The sequence below is a fragment of the Agrobacterium albertimagni AOL15 genome (assembly GCF_000300855.1).
In the GTDB taxonomy this organism is placed as follows: Bacteria; Pseudomonadota; Alphaproteobacteria; order Rhizobiales; family Rhizobiaceae; genus Allorhizobium; species Allorhizobium albertimagni.
On sequence record NZ_ALJF01000019.1, the window covers coordinates 126192 to 140071 of the forward strand.

Genomic DNA, 13880 nt, shown 5'->3' on the forward strand with positions numbered 1-13880 from the left:
TGGAGAGATCAGTGGCCACCCTCTCAAGGGTGAGGTCGAGACCTTCATGCAGTCATGACCCAGCCGCGAAATGAGAAGGCGGCATAGAATAGGGCCGGCTCTCTGAAACCCGCCTGCCGGTACAAATCGACCTCTTCCTCGATCGAGAAAAGCGGCAGCCGCTCTGCCATGGCTTTTGCCGACGCTGCGGCTTGCGGGGCGGTGCAGCCGGGCCCGCCTGCAAAGGCTGCGGACCGCGCCAGCCAGACCTCTTTTTGTCTGCCAACGGCCGCGTGATGAGCCGCAACGAAATGGCTGCCGGGCTTCAATCTTTCGCGGATCTGCTGCAGCGTGTGCAGTCGTTCAGACCGGTTCAGGAAATGCAGCGTCAGGAGACACACGGCCCCGTCGAACGGACCGGTTGGTGCATCTACCGCCGTGCCAACGATCAACTCTGTCCGATCGACATAGTCCCTGGTCGTCTGCCCGGCGACGTCGAGCATGGCCGCCGAAGGGTCGACGCCGGCAAATCGCCAGTCCGGTCGCGCCGCTGCCATGGCCTGGATCTCCAGGCCGCCCCCGGCACCGACGACGAGAACCCGCGCAGCCCCTGCCGCCTGTTCAGACAGGAGCTGTGTCGTCATCTTGTGGAGATCAGACAGGCCCGGAACCTTGCGCGGCGTTTCCAGGACGTAGGCAGCGACGGCAGGATCCTGGAACGAAGTGTGATTGCCGGTCATGGATTGTCCATTATGTATCAGTTGAAGATGCATAACACGTCATGGCATCACGTATCAACTAGTGATACATGATATGAGAGAGGCTGGGCGGCGGAGTGCAGAGAAGACGATGAACAGGGATACGAGGCTCTCGGACGTGCTGCATGTCCTGCTGCACATGGCGCAGGTGAAGGACCCTCTGACATCGGAGGTTCTTGCGCGAAGCATGGGCACAAACCCGGCCGTCCTGCGCAGGACAATGGCTGGATTGCGCCGGGCCGGCCATGTGAGATCTGGCAAGGGGCATGGCGGCGGTTGGCAACTTGCACGCCCGCTCGACAGGATCACCTTGCTCGCCGTTTATGAAGCTCTCGACAAGCCGACGCTCTTTGCCATCGGCTCTCGCAGCAAACACCCCGACTGCAGGATCGAAAGAGCCGTCAACGCAACACTTGCGGGCGCCATGCAGCGCGCCGAAACCCTGCTTCTGGACCGATTTGGTGAAGTCACGCTGGATCAGTTGATGCCGGAAGGCCTCACCGCTCTGGCAGTGGACTGCGGGAGTAAGACGGCCCCCGATCGGGGCCTGAGCGGGTAATCGTAAACTTGCTTCTTCACACTGTTCCGAAGTCGGATACTGCGGCAAGCGACATCCGGTGCGTCGCATTTTCCGCATAGGCTGATGGCGCCATGCCGACAAAGCGGCTGAAGGCCGTGCTGAAGGCGCTCGCAGAGCGATAGCCAACACGCTCGGCAACCTCCTGAAGCCCGAGATCGCCGCGACGCATCAGCAGATGTTTTGCAAGGCTCATGCGCCAGATGATCAGATATTCCCTGGGCGATACGCCGATCGTCCGGCGAAATCGATCGAAGAAAACCGATCGGGAGAGCGCGGCTTCGCGGGCCATTTCGTCAACCGTCCAGTCTTTCGTCGGCTCCGCATGCAACAAGCGAAGTGTGCTCGAAAGCCGCGGGTCGCCAAGACCGCGCAAAACGCCAAGCGGAGCCGCCTCCCCGGCCACCGATCGCAGCGCTTCGAGGAGCATCACTTCAAGCAGTCGCGCAAGGATAGACCCACGCACGGGCCTGTCTGCCAAGGCCTCCTCCGTCACGAGCTGAACGAGGGTCGTCAGCCGCCGCTCGTTCCTCAGGTGCACAAGTTGCGGCAGCAGGCGGATCAACAATGCCGAATCCGGCGAGGCAAATCCGAAATGGCCGACAAGAAGCCGGGCATTGACGATACCCTCCGGATTTCCGTGCCGTGTTTCGCCGGGCAGCATCGTGACGGTGAGTGGGTCCACATCGTCATCCTGGTCCCCGGCCATATCCGACATGGTGAAGCCGAAAGCCGCAGGGATCAGGACGAAGTCACCGGTCCTCAGGGTAATCGGCGCATGGCCCTGAACCTCCAGAAGCGCCGAACCTTCCAGCATCGCGCAGTAGAACGGCTGACCATAGTCTTCTCGTTCGACACGCCAGCGGCCAGCGCCGCTGACGACCTTCGCCCGCAGCCCTTCCGGCTGCAGAAGCTCGACCATTTCGGACAAGGGGTCGGCCATTCCGGACTCCTGATAACGATATTGAGACAATACATTATATAAAATTCTGGCGTGACGGATAGAGTTTGGGTGTGCATTGAAAAGGATTGATCATGAAAACTGTTCTTATCACCGGCTCATCTTCAGGCTTCGGGCTGGAGATCGCCCGGCAATTTCTCGACCGCGGCTGGAAGGTCGTCGCCACCATGCGAAAGCCGGACCCGGCCCTGCTCCCCGATTCGGAACACCTCCGTATCCTGCCGCTCGATGTGACGAACGGCGAGAGCGTCGCTGCCGCCGTCGAGGCTGCCGGCCCGATCGACGTGCTCGTCAACAATGCCGGGATCGGCTGGATGAACGCATTCGAAGGCACGCCCATCGATCTCGCCAGGGAGCTGTTTGAAACGAACACAATTGGCCTGATGCGCGTGACGCAGGCGGTCCTGCCGAACATGCGCGAAAACGGCGGCGGCGTTGTCGTTAACGTCAGTTCGTCGGTGACCCTGCGCTCGCTCCCTCTCCTGTCGGTCTACACCGCGACCAAGGCTGCCGTGAACGCCTTCGGCGCGTCCCTCGCAATTGAACTGGAGCCATTCGGGATCAGGGTGAAGACGGTGCTGCCCGGGTCAGCCCCGACGACCAGCTTCGGATCGTCCGCACGCGCGAAGATTGAGGCCATGGGCGGATTTCATCCGGCCTACGCCGACTTCGTCAACCGGGTGCTCGACGGACACCGGCAGAGCCAGGGTCCGAAAACCCAGACTTCCGACGTCGTAGAAGCCGTCTGGCGGGCGGCGACCGATACCGACTGCCCGCCGCTCCTGCCCGCCGGCGCTGACGCAGTCGCTTGGGCAGGCTGATCGTGGAGAATGGTGGCGGCCGACACGACCGCCACCGACTGCCAGACCCTGGATCCGCTTCAACTCAACCGGATTGGATAAACTGCCGAATGAGCTCCGCAATCCACTCTGGTTGATCTTCCGGCGCAAAATGACCGCAGTCGTCGAGGATGGTCAGCTTTGCACCCGGGATCGCCGCCTGAAGCTTCTGCGCCCAATCAGGAACCTGCCACGCATCCTCTGCGCCCCAGATCAATTGCACCGGAACCCGGCCCAAATCCGAAAGCTTGTCGGCAGTTTCGAGGGTATGGACGGAATCGTAGTGCCGGACCTGATGCTGGAAGAGGCTCGCCTGGCCGATGGGCCCTGAAATATAATCGAGATAGGTCTCGAGCGAACCGTCTTCGAAGCGCTGCGTGTAGTGGACGGCGCTCAGCAACCAGTTCCGGAAATGGGCACGATGATCGGCATCCGATGCCTTGATCAGGGCTTCGAGGCCCTGCTCCATTTGTTTCCTCGTCCTCGCAGAAGGATAGCTGTCGAAGCTGACCACATCGATCATTGTCAGCGACTTCAATCGGTCCGGATGAAAGACCGCAAACCTCTGGGCCACTCCCCCGCCGATATCGTGGGCGACCAGGTGGAAGCGTTCGAGGCCCCAATGCCTCAGCATTTCCTGAAGAATGGCCACCTGACCGGAGATCGACGTATCCACCTGCGGGTCATGCGGGCGCTCCGATAGGCCAAAGCCCAGGAGATCGAACACATGGATCTTCAAACCGGCCTCCGCAAGACGCCGCCCGACATCACGCCAGATCAGCGACGAGGAAGGGGTCCCATGGAGAAGGACAACAGGTTCGCCATGCCCCTGAACACCTGCCGCAATCCGGTGGCCATCCACAAGAACCTGTTCGTTGATCAGGTGGTTTTCCATGCACACCTCCGCAATTGTCATTCCCGCTCGTCAAGCGGTACACCCGTGCAAAGCCGCGGTCGGGGCTAGATGTTCCAGCAAGCAGGCAACTGGAGAGAGAACCATCCTCGTTCGCCATGACCGCATGCTCCGCTCGGTTGGACGGCCGTCACCAGGCAACGGGCCCCTCCGGCGCGACGAACTGGCCGGTCACCGAACTGTCGTCAAGCAAGGCGTATTGCACCGGAAGACGGGCCCCCTCGGTCGGCGTCATATAGCCATTGCCGCCAGTCAGATCCGTCTTCACATAGCCGGGTGCCACTGCGTTGACGGCGATCGACGTGCCTTTGAGCTCCGCCGCCAGCTGCACCGTCAGCATGTTGAGTGCCGCCTTGGAGGCGTTGTAGCCGATCAGCCGGGCCTCGTAATAAGGCGATGTCGGATCCCCGTTGATGGAGAGCGAACCCAGTGTCGTGGACAGGTTGACGATACGGCCAGCCTTCGAGTGACGCAGCAGCGGCAGCATGGCTTGCGTCACGCAGAACGCGCCGAGGAAATTGGTCTCCATCAGCCTCCGGACAGCCGCAATCCTTGCTCGCGTGGGCGGTCCATCTTCCGGATCGACAATGCCCGCATTGTTCACGAGGATATCCAGCCGACCATATCGGGCCGAAATCTCCCGCGCTGCGGCATCAATCGTCATCTCGTCGTTCAGATCGATGACCACGGCCTCGACGGCAAGCCCGGAAGCGGTCAGGGCATCGACGGCTGCCTGCCCGCGGGCCTTGTCCCGGGCGCCCAGCAATACCGTAGCGCCGGCCTGCGCCAACTGCTTTGCGATCTCGAAGCCGATGCCCTTGTTGGCACCGGTCACCAGTGCGATTTTCATATCCTTCATAATTCACCTTTGCAGAGAGGGACCATGCAGCGCTAAATATATGAAGGATCATTCGCGTTTGGGATTCGCATATGGATGTCTCTCCGCCCCGTCACCTGAAAGCCCGGAAAACGCCGCGGCAGGCCCGTTCGGCCTCCACGATCGACGCCATATTCGAGGCGACCATTCAGGTTTTGATCCGGGAGGGAACCCACCGCTTGACGACCACGCGAGTAGCGGAGCGGGCCGGTGTTTCGGTCGGCACCATGTACCAGTATTTCCCACACAAGCAGGCTCTGCTCTATGCACTGAACGAACGCTACCTCGACCGCCTGGCCGAGAAGATGGAACAGGTCTGCCTCGCACAGCATGGAAAATCGACGAGGGAGATGATCGAAGCGCTGGTGACCGCCTACTGGCAGGCAAAGATCGAAAGGCGTGACGTCACCCGGGCCCTCTACAGTTCTGCCGTCGAGCTCGACAACGAGGCGCTGATCGAGGCTTTCGCCAGACGCATGGACGCGGCGACCATGGCCATGCTGCAGAGCGCTCCGACGGCCAGTTACGGCGACATCGCTCTCGTCAATATCACCTTCCTCTCGGTCATCTTCGGAACTGTCCAGAACGTCTTCGAGCGCAACCTGCCCATGCCGGAGCAGGAGGCCATCCGCGAGCAACTGATAAGGATGTGTCTTTCCTATCTGGACATGTCCGGCGGCTGATCCCACTTGGCGTGGCGAAAGCAGGCACGATCGCCCATGTGCCGGCCCAGAGAACCGAGGAACCGTTCCGATGCTTCGAGACATGAGTGACACTCTGGCCTTTGTCGAAGTGGTCCAGCGAGGAAGTTTCACGGCGGCTGCAGAGACCTTGAGAACGTCGAAGGCTCGGGTCAGCAAGAAGGTCCAGGAGCTCGAGCAGCGACTGGGCGTCAAGCTGCTGCATCGAACGACGCGCAATATCCGATTGACCGAGGCAGGCTCGATCTATTTCGAACGATGCCGCGATCTCGCGAAGCTGATCGGCGACGCCGAAAGCGCCGTCGAACAGGTGCATGGAAAGCCGTCCGGCTGGCTCCGGGTGACAGCACCCCACTGGCTCGTCACCAAATGCCTCGCGCCGCTCCTGGCCGGATTCCGCGAGGCCTATCCGGAGGTCAAGTTGCAGCTCCTGCTCGATCACGATGTCAAGAACATCGTGCACGAGGATATCGATGTGGCCTGCCGCCTCTGGAACGGCCCGATGCCCGATTCCAATCTCGCTGCCCGTCGCTTGGCAGAAATCCCGACAGGTCTTTATGCCTCTCGGCAGTATCTTCGAAAACATGGACGTCCGGAGCACCCGTCGCAATTGAAGGACCATGCCAGCCTCGTGACGCAACTGTTCTACGGCCGGCCGGAGCATGCATGGCCGCTGACGAGAGAGAGCGACGTGACGGACTATCCGATCAACCCGACCGTCGTCTCCACCGACCCGGACGCACTGCTCGAATTCCTGGTCCGCGGACAGGGCATCCAACTGACCAACCCCCACCTTGTCCATGCTGCGGTTGCCTCCGGCGAGGTGGTCCGCATCCTGCCCGAATGGTCCGGACCGAGCGCAACCTTGTACGCCGTCAGAGCAGGTGGACGCGTCCAGCCGCTCAAGGTGAGAGCCTTCATCGACTACCTGAGCGAACACCTCGGCGAAGTGTTGCAGGTCTCTGACGGGAGCAATTCGAGATAGGACTGATTGTCGCCAGATCGTTGACGGCGCGATCCGGTTTCGAGGCCTAATCGCATGGCGGCCATCTGCTTACCTTCGTCCTTGCAAGCGCCGTGCCTCGGACTGTCCGAGCGCGGTGCAGATGGATGAAGGACAACCATGAACAACATAACAAGACGAAACGTGCTCAAGGGCGCGTCGACACTGGCGGCTGTCGCAGCGCTGGCGACTGTGCCCTCCCTCGCCTTCGCGGCCGCTCCCAGGCAGCATTTCCAGGCGCCGGGCTTGTACAGGACGGCGTTGGGTGATCTGGAGATCACCGCCCTGCTCGACGGCACCCTGCCCCTGCCGCTTCCCGAGATGTACCGCGATGTCATCGCCGAGGATGCTGCCCGGCTACTGCGCGGCGCCCATCGCGACATCCCGACGGACACCTCCGTGAACGCATTCCTGGTGAATGACGGCGAAAAACTCGTCCTCATCGACGCCGGTACGGGAGCCTATCTTGGTCCGGAGGCCGGGCATCTTCTGAAAAACCTCGAAGCCTCCGGCTACACCGCATCCCAGATCGATCATGTCATCCTGACCCATGTGCATACCGATCACTCCGGCGGACTGATCAAGGACGGCGAGATCCTGTTTGAAAATGCAGTCCTGCACGTGCCCGACCGTGAGCTGCAGTTCTGGCTGAAAACCAAGCCGGAAGCGCGGCCGGACGGCTTGAATCCGCAACTCTTCAAGGAGGCAGAAGAGTGCCTGCGCCCCTATCTGCAGCGGGGCCGACTGGAAACCTTTGCGGATGACGGCGAGGTCATTGCCGGCTTCCGTTCGATCCTGCGACCCGGACACACCCCCGGCCATAGCTCTATCGTGGTCCAAGGCGGAGGACGGACGCTCGTTTTCTGGGGCGACATCACCCATGGCGACATCGTCCAGTTCGAGCAGCCGGAGGTCACGATCGAGTTCGACGTCGATCGACCGACAGCCGTGCAATCGCGCCGTAAAGCCTTCACGGAATCGGTCGCTGAAGGCTATCTCGTCGCCGGCGCCCATATCGCATTCCCCGGCATCGGCCATGTCTTGCAGGACGGCGGGCACTTCGACTGGATGCCCGTGAACTATTCCGACGGCGAAGGCGGTCTGATCAGATAGGACCGTCTGTCTCCGGCCCGATCGCTGGGCCGGAGACCGCAGTATTGAAGAACCACTTCCGCGCGAAACGGATTTCCATTGAACCTAAACCACGGCTTCCGCTTCGATCTCGACTTCATAGTCACCGACAAGGGCACCGGCTTCGATCAGGGTGTTCGCCGGAAGGACCTCGGAGAAGAAGCGGCCATGGGCACGAGAGACGGGCTCCCATTGTGACGCATCTTTGAGATAGATGCGCGTGCGGACGACATCCTCCATCTTGCCTCCGAGAGCGGAGATGGAAGCCGCGATCTTGTCGAGAATATAGGTTGCCTGGGCGCCCGGATCGCCGGGTGCCACACAACGGTTACTGCCGTGGGTCGCAGTCGTGCCCGACACCAGGATCCGGTCACCGATGCGCACAGCCCGGCTGTAGCCGGCCAGCGGTTCCCAGATGCTGCCGGAGGAAACCCGCATGCGATCCTCGCGCCCCGGCACAGGAACCGCCTTGTAGACGGACGGGATCGCATCGAGATGATGGCTGAGGTCGCCGGATGCCGTGAGGAACGGAGGCTTGCGATACTCATCGCCGCAATCGCCCGGAATGGCGGTGCTCTCTGCAAAGGCGCTGCCGAGCAGAGCCTTGTCATCCACATCCAGTTCGAAACTGAAGACCTTCAGGTTGTCATTGCGATGTTCGTTCTCACCCAATCTTGCACCGATAATCGTCGCGGCAACGGCCGGATGTTCGAGCACCCAGCGGCTCGCCACATTGGAGATCGAGACCCCGTGCTTGCGGGCGATCGTCGATGCTGCCCGAAGAATACCCTGATAGACGGCCCATCCGCCGGCCGTATCGATGAAACGCTTGTATTTCGAGCGGCTCCAGTCGGGGATGGACGCGGGCTCCGGCTTACCAAGCCACTTCTCCGACAGGAAGCCGCCGCAGAGCGTGCCATAGGCCAGAAGCTTCACGCCGCGACTGAGGCATAGCGCCGACAAGTTGCCGGCAGCGCGCCTGTCGATCAGGGAGAAGGAGACCTGGTTACTGGCGATCTCGACCCCGTCTGACAGCGCGAGATTGAGATGCGCAGCATCGAAATTGGTAAGGCCCAGGGCGCCGATCAGCCCCTCCTCCTTCATCGCCTGCATTTCATGCAGCGCATCGAGCCATGCCGGATGTTCGAAAGTCCACCAATGAAACTGCAACAGATCGACCTTGTCGACGCCAAGGCGGCCGAGTCTCTCCTCCACACCCCGGCGCACCACATCGCGCGTCATCGGACCAGGCTCCGGGCACCATTTGGTGAAGGCAACCGGACGCTTCTCGCCAGCCGCATAGCGCTTCAGGAGATGGCCGGTGATGATCTCCGCCGATCCATAGTGATCGGCCATGTCGAAACTGTCGAACCCGGCCTCCGCATAGGCCTGAAGTGCATCAGCCCCCTGCACCGGATCGACAGTGGCACCATTCTTTTCGATGTCGGCAACCTGCCACAGGCCGCAGACGAGCCGGCTGATCGACAGGTCCGGGGTGAGATGGATGCGCTCGGGATGCTGGGACACGGAGATCATTCCTCGATGGTCAGGATTGTTTGTTGCGGCTAAGGCGCGCGAGCGGGCTCACCTCGCCGAACAGGCCGCGCGGACGCAGCAAAAGCATGAGGCAGAGCCCGACGCCGATGGCGACGATCTGCAAGGCGGCCGCCCGCGCCTGTTCCTCTGGCGGCACGAAGGCCGAGACGGCAGCAGCCGTCAGCGCCCAGAGCCCCCAGACGAGAATGGCACCGGCAATCGCACCGCGATTGTTGCCGGAGCCGCCAACGATCAACATGGCCCAGACCTGAAAGGTGAGAACCGGCATGTAATTGTCGGGCGCGATGAAGCCGATGAAATGTGCCTGGGCGGCCCCGGCAAGGCCCATGATGGCGCCGCCGACGGTAAACGCCTGCAAGCGAAAGCGGACAGGCCGCTTGCCGAGCGCCTGCGCGGCAGTCTCATCTTCGCGGATCGCCCGCAAGACGCGCCCCCAGGGGCTGCGCGACAGATGTTGCAGACCGAGATAGAGCACCAGCACGACAAGGGCCATGAGCCCACAATTAGCCAGACTGAAAAGCAGCGCGTCGCCCTGCAGGTCGGCAAAAGGCCGCGGAATGAAGCCGATCCCGAAGGATCCGCCGGTGACGCTCTGCAGGTTGAGCATGCAGAGCTGGACGGTGACAGCGACCCCGAAGGTTGCGATGGCCAGATAGTCGGCTCTCAGACGGATGGTCAGCGCGCCGACGGCCCAGGAAAGCGCTCCCGAAACGACGGCAGCCCCCAGCCAGCCAACGGCGATCGGCATGCCGAAGCCGCCAAAGCGCTCTGCCGTATCAGGTGTCGTCAGAATGGCCGAGGTATAGGCACCGACCGCGACGAATGCGGCGATACCGACATTGAACAAACCCGTCATGCCCCACTGAACATTCAGCCCCAGGCAGATGATCGCATAGGTGAAAGCCATGGTCAGGAAGAAGGCGCCATAGGCGATAAGATCGATGCTCATGTCGCTTTTCCGAACAGGCCGCGGGGGCGGACGAGAAGAACCGCAATCAGGATGGCAAAAGACACAGCCGCCCGCCATTCCGCCCCGATGAGCTGGACCGTAAAGGCTTCCGAAAGGCCGATGAACAGGCCGGCAATCATGGCGCCCGGGACCGAGCCGATCCCTCCGAGAATGGCGGCCGCAAACAGGGGCAGCAGAAGGTCGTGCCCGAGATAGGGGCGGATCTGAATGATCAACCCGCTCATAATGCCGGCGATACAGGCGAGTGCGGCGCCCAGAAACCAGGCCGTGCGGATAACCCGGCGGACATCGATGCCCGCGATACCAGCAAGGCCGGGATTTTCGCTGACCGCGCGCATGGCCCGGCCGATATCGGTCCGCGTCATGACGAGATGCACGATGATGACAGAGACCAGCGCCACAGCCAGCATGGCCAACTGGTCCGGCGTTGCTCTGAGACCAAGTCCGAGCTTCATGGCAATCTGCAGCGCCTGGCTGAAATAGGCGGGCTTCGAGGTAAACAGGAATTCGAGCAGACTGCGCAAAGCCAGCGACGCGCCAAAGCTTGCCATGACCATGATGATGATGGCGCTGCCGCGTCGCCGGAAGCTCGAAAACAGCGCGGCATCCAAGGCAAGCGCCAGGAGCCCCGTCAATGCGATGGCGAGCACCGCTGCGATCGGAAGCGACCACCCGAACGAGAACGGCCCGAGCGGCGTGGTAAGCCCTGCTGCCAACACGCCAAGCGCACTGCTGATGCCCAGTGCGAGATAGGCACCCCAGGACAGAAGTTCCCCATGGGCAAAATTGGAGAAGCGCAGGATCGAATAGGTGAGCGTGACGCCGACCGCGCCCAGCCCGATGATTGCCCCTGCAATCAGCCCGTCCATCAGGAATTGCGGGTTCATGGCGTCCTCTCCAGGCCACTGCGGCTCGTCGTGCCGAGATAGATCTGTCCGACGAGCGGATCATCGGCGAGATCGGCAGGTGTTCCCTCGTGGCGGATCTGCCCTTCGGCCAGAATGACGGCGCGATCGGCAATCGCCATGGCTGCCTTGACGTTCTGCTCGACCAGAACAACCGTCACGCCCTCGCCATTGATGCGCTTGAGCATGGAAAAGACCTCGCCGACGATCTTTGGCGAGAGCCCAGCGGATGGCTCGTCGAGGATAAGAACGGGCGGATTGAGCGCCAGCGCGCGCGCCACCGCCAGCATCTGCCGCTGACCACCGGAGAGCGCGCCCGCCAGCCGTTTCGGCTTGACGGCGAGATCCGGAAAGCGGGTCAGCATCGTCTCGATGGCGAGGTTACGTTGCGATTTCGGCAGGAGCGACACCGCGATCTGGAGGTTTTCCAAAATGCTCATGCTGGCAAAGACATTCTCCGTCTGCGGCACGAAGGCGAGACCCTCAGCCAATTTGCGGTGCGGCGCGACATCCGTGATATCCCGGCCTGCCAGATGTATCAGACCCGAATGCACCGGCACCATGCCAGCGATCGCCTTGACGAAAGTGGATTTGCCAGCACCGTTCGGCCCCAAGAGGATCACGAGTTCGCCCTGTGCGACGGAAAAATCGACGCCGCGAACAATGGGAAGGTCCGGCTCATAGCCCGCGACCAGCGCCGAGGTTGTGAGAACCGGATCGATCATGCGCCACCGCCGAGATAGGCTTCGACGACTGCAGGATTAGCCGCCACGTCAGCTGGCGCACCTTCGGCAAGCAGCTTGCCAAGCGCCATGGCCACCACCCTCGAGCACAGCCTCGATACCATGTCCATGTTGTGCTCGATGAGCAGGATAGACTTGCCCTCGGCGTTCAACGCCACCACCCGCTCCATAATCACTTCGAGCAAAGCCGGGTTCACCCCTGCAGCTGGCTCATCGAGCAGGATCACTTGCGGATCGGCCATGAGCACGCGCGCGAGTTCCAGAAGCTTGCGCTGTCCACCGGACAGCACGCGTGCGGGCTCATGGACCAGCCGAGACAGCGTGACGAACTCCAGGATCGCATGCGCTTTCTCAAGTGCTGCCTTCTCTTCGCGCCGCACCAGACGGGCTTTCAGAAAATTGGCAAACAGGCCTTCGCCCGTCTGCCTCTGAGCGCCGACCAGCAGATTTTCGAGCACGCTCATCTCCAGAAACGGGCGGGGGATCTGGAACGTTCGCGCGACCCCGCGGTCAATGCGCCTCTCCGGCGCTTCGCTGGAAACTTCTCGTCCTCCGACCCAGATCTCGCCGGAACTGGGCTTGAGGCTGCCCGCGAGCAGATTGAACATGGTGGTCTTGCCAGCACCATTCGGCCCGATCAGGCCCAGGATCTCGCCCTGGCCGAGCTGAAGCGACATGTCGGAGACCACGGTCAGCCCATCGAAATGCTTCGTCAGATGCCGTGCCTCTATGGCGGCGGCTGCTGAGGCTTTCGGAAACGACGCAGAAGGTGGGGAATGCGCGGCATTCATCTTCAAAAATGAGCCTTGATTTGATCGGTGATGTTTGATCAAACTTTACGCAGACGCGAAAATCAACCGATATTTCCGATAGGCTCTGGGAGGCGGCATGACGGATACGATAGGCCAGTCGGACGACGTCCTCACGCCTGTGGGCCGCGAGACGCTACAGGATCGCGTCTACGACCAGCTGCGCCGCACCTTGATCAACGGCGGCTTTGCCGCAGGCGACATGCTGCGGATCGTCGACATGGCGGATCGCCTGAAGACGAGCACCATGCCGGTCAGGGAAGCGCTCGGCCGGCTTGTCTCCGAACAGGCCCTGGAAGCCTTGCCCAATCGCTCGATCCGCGTGCCGTTGATCACCCGCGAACGCCTGGATGACCTGGAACGTGCGCGGATCCTGATCGAGGGGCGTCTTGTGGCGCTCGCCTGTGACAGGCTGACGGCGGAAGACATCGAAAGCCTGAAACAGATCAACCGGGATTGCGAGGCGGCTTTCGAGCGCCATGGCCAGGACGTTGGCCCGGTGACCTCTGAAATCAACCATCGTTTCCATTTCCATATCTATCGCGCCGCCTCCTCGCGCGTGCTGATCCCGATGGTCGAAAGCCTCTGGCTTCAGTCCGGTCCAGTCGTGCGCGCCGCCGCCCATATCCACGACGAACAAGGCGGCCTTGCAGCCACCAATCACCACTGGACGCTCATCGAAGCACTCGAAGCGCGCGATGAAGACGCAGCCGTTAACGCGCTTTCCAATGATATCGGTCGCTCGTTCGATCTCGTGCGAGGGCGTCTCGACGCCGGCGAAGAAGCGGCGTGAGGGAAGGCACAGATGAGCGGAACGGACGATACATTCGAACTCTTTGACCTGCGCGTCGAGGTGGTGATCCCCGAAAACGGCGCGGTCTACTGCGGCGCCAAGCCCGGTGATTATTTCGAGCTTCAGGGTGAGATGCTCTATCTTCCGCCGGGACAGGGACTGTCGATCTACTCCCTGGCCTCCGTGCTTCCGCTTCTCGCCGCCAAGCAGCGCCCGACCCATGCGCATGACTGGATGACGACGGATGCGGACATCGCCTGCCCTGACCCGAATTGCTCCACCAGATTGCGAATTAAGCGCACAGGCCTTCGCCGCTTCAGCCATGCCGCCACGACCGCCGTGCCCCTCGAAGGAAAAGAGTAAT

At 61.7% G+C, this 13880-nt stretch carries 16 protein-coding genes; 7 read left to right on the forward strand and 9 right to left on the reverse strand.

Translation table 11 applies throughout. The annotated features are described in order from the left end of the window. Positions 1 to 44 precede the first annotated feature (44 nt). Complete coding sequence (locus QWE_RS21335; RefSeq protein ID WP_006728257.1) at positions 45 to 719, reverse strand: class I SAM-dependent methyltransferase; 675 nt, start codon at positions 717 to 719, stop codon at positions 45 to 47. A gap of 109 nt (positions 720 to 828) precedes the next feature. Between QWE_RS21335 and QWE_RS21340 the strand changes: the two genes are divergently transcribed. Next, positions 829 to 1296, forward strand: a complete 468-nt coding sequence (locus QWE_RS21340; RefSeq protein ID WP_040300850.1) for an Rrf2 family transcriptional regulator — start codon at positions 829 to 831, stop codon at positions 1294 to 1296. A 16-nt stretch (positions 1297 to 1312) separates the two neighbouring features. Here QWE_RS21340 and QWE_RS21345 read toward each other — a convergent pair whose 3' ends face one another. Continuing rightward, positions 1313 to 2257, reverse strand: coding sequence for an AraC family transcriptional regulator (locus QWE_RS21345; protein WP_006728259.1), 945 nt, complete (start codon positions 2255 to 2257; stop codon positions 1313 to 1315). Between the two features lie 92 nt (positions 2258 to 2349). On the opposite strand from QWE_RS21345, the gene QWE_RS21350 reads away from it, so the two are divergent. Further along, complete coding sequence (locus tag QWE_RS21350; RefSeq protein ID WP_006728260.1) at positions 2350 to 3096, forward strand: SDR family NAD(P)-dependent oxidoreductase; 747 nt, start codon at positions 2350 to 2352, stop codon at positions 3094 to 3096. A 64-nt stretch (positions 3097 to 3160) separates the two neighbouring features. Here QWE_RS21350 and QWE_RS21355 read toward each other — a convergent pair whose 3' ends face one another. After that, entirely contained in the window at positions 3161 to 4009 is an 849-nt protein-coding gene (locus QWE_RS21355; RefSeq protein ID WP_006728261.1) for an alpha/beta fold hydrolase, read from the reverse strand. Positions 4010 to 4157: 148 nt separating this feature from the next. Continuing rightward, positions 4158 to 4886, reverse strand: a complete 729-nt coding sequence (locus QWE_RS21360) for an SDR family oxidoreductase (protein WP_006728262.1) — start codon at positions 4884 to 4886, stop codon at positions 4158 to 4160. 71 nt (positions 4887 to 4957) lie between these two features. On the opposite strand from QWE_RS21360, the gene QWE_RS21365 reads away from it, so the two are divergent. From QWE_RS21365 to QWE_RS21375, 3 genes are all read left to right on the forward strand, one after another. Next, a complete protein-coding gene (locus QWE_RS21365) occupies positions 4958 to 5587 on the forward strand; it encodes a TetR/AcrR family transcriptional regulator (protein WP_006728263.1) in 630 nt (209 codons plus the stop codon). Between the two features lie 82 nt (positions 5588 to 5669). Beyond that, positions 5670 to 6590, forward strand: coding sequence for a LysR family transcriptional regulator (locus QWE_RS21370; RefSeq protein WP_240532595.1), 921 nt, complete (start codon positions 5670 to 5672; stop codon positions 6588 to 6590). 138 nt (positions 6591 to 6728) lie between these two features. Further along, a complete protein-coding gene (locus QWE_RS21375) occupies positions 6729 to 7721 on the forward strand; it encodes an MBL fold metallo-hydrolase (RefSeq protein WP_006728265.1) in 993 nt (330 codons plus the stop codon). Positions 7722 to 7805: 84 nt separating this feature from the next. Here the strand turns inward: QWE_RS21375 and QWE_RS21380 are convergent, their stop codons facing one another. From QWE_RS21380 to QWE_RS21400, 5 genes are read right to left on the reverse strand one after another with little or no spacing between them, the layout of a single operon-like run. Further along, positions 7806 to 9275, reverse strand: coding sequence for an aldo/keto reductase (locus QWE_RS21380; RefSeq protein WP_006728266.1), 1470 nt, complete (start codon positions 9273 to 9275; stop codon positions 7806 to 7808). 10 nt (positions 9276 to 9285) lie between these two features. Then, positions 9286 to 10245: a branched-chain amino acid ABC transporter permease gene (locus tag QWE_RS21385; protein ID WP_006728267.1), complete on the reverse strand. Its 960-nt coding sequence runs from the start codon at positions 10243 to 10245 to the stop codon at positions 9286 to 9288. Further along, the gene (locus tag QWE_RS21390) at positions 10242 to 11153 is read right to left on the reverse strand and encodes a branched-chain amino acid ABC transporter permease (protein ID WP_006728268.1); all 912 of its coding nucleotides are present in this window, start codon (positions 11151 to 11153) and stop codon (positions 10242 to 10244) included. The genes QWE_RS21385 and QWE_RS21390 overlap by 4 nt, the downstream gene beginning before the upstream one ends. Further along, positions 11150 to 11896, reverse strand: coding sequence for an ABC transporter ATP-binding protein (locus QWE_RS21395; RefSeq protein ID WP_006728269.1), 747 nt, complete (start codon positions 11894 to 11896; stop codon positions 11150 to 11152). The genes QWE_RS21390 and QWE_RS21395 overlap by 4 nt, the downstream gene beginning before the upstream one ends. Beyond that, a complete protein-coding gene (locus tag QWE_RS21400) occupies positions 11893 to 12705 on the reverse strand; it encodes an ABC transporter ATP-binding protein (protein ID WP_006728270.1) in 813 nt (270 codons plus the stop codon). Before QWE_RS21400 ends, QWE_RS21395 begins: the two co-directional genes overlap by 4 nt. Before the next feature lie 97 nt (positions 12706 to 12802). On the opposite strand from QWE_RS21400, the gene QWE_RS21405 reads away from it, so the two are divergent. Then, positions 12803 to 13516, forward strand: a complete 714-nt coding sequence (locus tag QWE_RS21405; protein ID WP_006728271.1) for a GntR family transcriptional regulator — start codon at positions 12803 to 12805, stop codon at positions 13514 to 13516. A 12-nt stretch (positions 13517 to 13528) separates the two neighbouring features. After that, positions 13529 to 13879 (forward strand): TIGR04076 family protein, encoded by a 351-nt coding sequence (locus QWE_RS21410; RefSeq protein ID WP_006728272.1) that lies wholly within the window; start codon positions 13529 to 13531, stop codon positions 13877 to 13879. Position 13880 lies beyond the last annotated feature (1 nt).

Excerpts from the sequence above, each read along its gene's own strand:
- QWE_RS21365 (WP_006728263.1), top strand. The coding sequence starts at position 4,958 with ATGGATGTCTCTCCGCCCCGTCACCTGAAAGCCCGGAAAACGCCGCGG.
- QWE_RS21410 (WP_006728272.1), top strand. The coding sequence starts at position 13,529 with ATGAGCGGAACGGACGATACATTCGAACTCTTTGACCTGCGCGTCGAG.
- QWE_RS21395 (WP_006728269.1), bottom strand. The coding sequence starts at position 11,896 with ATGATCGATCCGGTTCTCACAACCTCGGCGCTGGTCGCGGGCTATGAG.
- QWE_RS21400 (WP_006728270.1), bottom strand. The coding sequence starts at position 12,705 with ATGAATGCCGCGCATTCCCCACCTTCTGCGTCGTTTCCGAAAGCCTCA.
- QWE_RS21340 (WP_040300850.1), top strand. The coding sequence starts at position 829 with ATGAACAGGGATACGAGGCTCTCGGACGTGCTGCATGTCCTGCTGCAC.
- QWE_RS21335 (WP_006728257.1), bottom strand. The coding sequence starts at position 719 with ATGACCGGCAATCACACTTCGTTCCAGGATCCTGCCGTCGCTGCCTAC.
- QWE_RS21345 (WP_006728259.1), bottom strand. The coding sequence starts at position 2,257 with ATGGCCGACCCCTTGTCCGAAATGGTCGAGCTTCTGCAGCCGGAAGGG.
- QWE_RS21380 (WP_006728266.1), bottom strand. The coding sequence starts at position 9,275 with ATGATCTCCGTGTCCCAGCATCCCGAGCGCATCCATCTCACCCCGGAC.
- QWE_RS21385 (WP_006728267.1), bottom strand. The coding sequence starts at position 10,245 with ATGAGCATCGATCTTATCGCCTATGGCGCCTTCTTCCTGACCATGGCT.
- QWE_RS21350 (WP_006728260.1), top strand. The coding sequence starts at position 2,350 with ATGAAAACTGTTCTTATCACCGGCTCATCTTCAGGCTTCGGGCTGGAG.
- QWE_RS21405 (WP_006728271.1), top strand. The coding sequence starts at position 12,803 with ATGACGGATACGATAGGCCAGTCGGACGACGTCCTCACGCCTGTGGGC.
- QWE_RS21355 (WP_006728261.1), bottom strand. The coding sequence starts at position 4,009 with ATGGAAAACCACCTGATCAACGAACAGGTTCTTGTGGATGGCCACCGG.
- QWE_RS21370 (WP_240532595.1), top strand. The coding sequence starts at position 5,670 with ATGAGTGACACTCTGGCCTTTGTCGAAGTGGTCCAGCGAGGAAGTTTC.
- QWE_RS21375 (WP_006728265.1), top strand. The coding sequence starts at position 6,729 with ATGAACAACATAACAAGACGAAACGTGCTCAAGGGCGCGTCGACACTG.
- QWE_RS21390 (WP_006728268.1), bottom strand. The coding sequence starts at position 11,153 with ATGAACCCGCAATTCCTGATGGACGGGCTGATTGCAGGGGCAATCATC.
- QWE_RS21360 (WP_006728262.1), bottom strand. The coding sequence starts at position 4,886 with ATGAAGGATATGAAAATCGCACTGGTGACCGGTGCCAACAAGGGCATC.